The following is a 1,385-nucleotide window of genomic DNA, read 5'->3' on the forward strand; positions in this document are numbered from 1 at the left end:
CGGACAACGCGGTCCTTCGCATCCTGGTCAAATTTCCTCGGCATGTTCCAAATTTTCCCATCTACTCAAACGGAACAAAACCTGGGGCACTTCATGCCCGCGCTATTTTCGAATCCGTAGGCTTCCAGCTGGCCCGGAAAAACTACCGCGCCCGCGTATGAACACGGGCGCGGTGAGCGGCACCAAGCTGGGAAGCGAGGGCCGGGAAGGCCGGAGAAAAACTAGTTTTTGGCCGTGGACGCTTCAGCTTTAGCGGAAGCGAAAGCCTTGGTATTTTTCTCGGTTCCCGGCAGGAGGCCGGCCAGCTCTGCGAGGTTCTCGGAGCTTGGATTGGCTTTTACCTTTGCCAGGCTTGCCTCAACCTCGGAGGCGTGGAAGGTGTTTTGCAGGCGCGAGAAGTGCCAGAGAGTGGCCGGCACTTCGGCCTCATGGTCCATCGCGCATTTCCACCAATCATTGAAGTTATCGGCGGTGACGGGCAGGGAAACCTGGCAGTCACCGGTAAGCGTTTTTACCTCGTCCGAAGCCGCTTTCTCCCAGTTTTCGGAGGCCGCGGCGGCGTCGTCGTACATCGGCAAGCCGTCAACTCCGATACCATCGCCGATTTGGTAGGTTGCACTCGTGGAATGTTTATCGCCGTAGGTAACTACAGTGTTGTATGCGCTATCGGCTCCGTTCCCATACTTCAGGAAAAAGAAGACCGCGCAGACAATCACCACGGCTACGACGCCCGCTACCGCGAGCCCGATTTTGGATTTTGTTTGCATGATGAGCTCCTCAAATAGAGCATCGCTGAGAAATGAGCTGCGGCCATATCTCCAGCGTATGTGAATGTGGATTATAAGGGGCAATTGATCGGCAGGAAGTCCCGGGGAACGATGAGATTGCAAAAACCGAGTGCCGATAGGCGCGCGTCTGGCGGACCTTCATTTGAATCAAAGGCCGCCCTTTTGCAGGATCTCTTCTGCCGAGGGTCTAAAACTACCCCTTCGCTATGGTTTAAAACAGGGGGATGAAGACATTGCCCACTGACTATATTGCCGTCACCCGCTGTCTGGTCAGTGGGCAATGTCTGAAAGATGGTGTAGCGAAAAGTGCGGAAACCAGCGGAATGTGGAATCTGCGAAGTCGCTAGCCAAATAGTAGAAATCTACTTCCTACTACCATCCAATAACGACTCCCCATGCGCTCGATCGTTGCCATCCCTTCGCAACACCAGGTTGGGCGGATTCTAGTGGTGGTTGCAACGGTTAGGTGTTGATGAGTTCGAGTATTTTTTCTGATGGTTTGTTCCAGTTTAGTGTTTTGCGTGGCCGGTCGTTGAGTTCTTCGGCGACGGCGTCGAGGTAGGCTTCGGAATAGGTGGATAGGTCGGTTCCCTTGGG

The 1,385-nt window shown here is 54.4% G+C and carries 1 protein-coding gene and 1 pseudogene; both read right to left on the reverse strand.

Annotated elements, in window-relative coordinates:
• Positions 1–221: 221 nt before the first annotated feature.
• On the reverse strand, positions 222–767 hold the full coding sequence (locus BLT47_RS08805) for a hypothetical protein (protein WP_074663965.1): 546 nt from the start codon (positions 765–767) through the stop codon (positions 222–224).
• 483 nt (positions 768–1,250) lie between these two features.
• Positions 1,251–1,385, reverse strand: a pseudogene (locus tag BLT47_RS09215) (IS30 family transposase); the annotation flags it as partial.

This window comes from Actinobaculum suis (genome assembly GCF_900102025.1).
GTDB lineage: Bacteria > Actinomycetota > Actinomycetes > Actinomycetales > Actinomycetaceae > Actinobaculum > Actinobaculum suis.

What these genes read in the sequence shown, in the direction of transcription:
- BLT47_RS08805 (WP_074663965.1), bottom strand. Translation starts at nt 767, where the DNA reads ATGCAAACAAAATCCAAAATCGGGCTCGCGGTAGCGGGCGTCGTAGCC.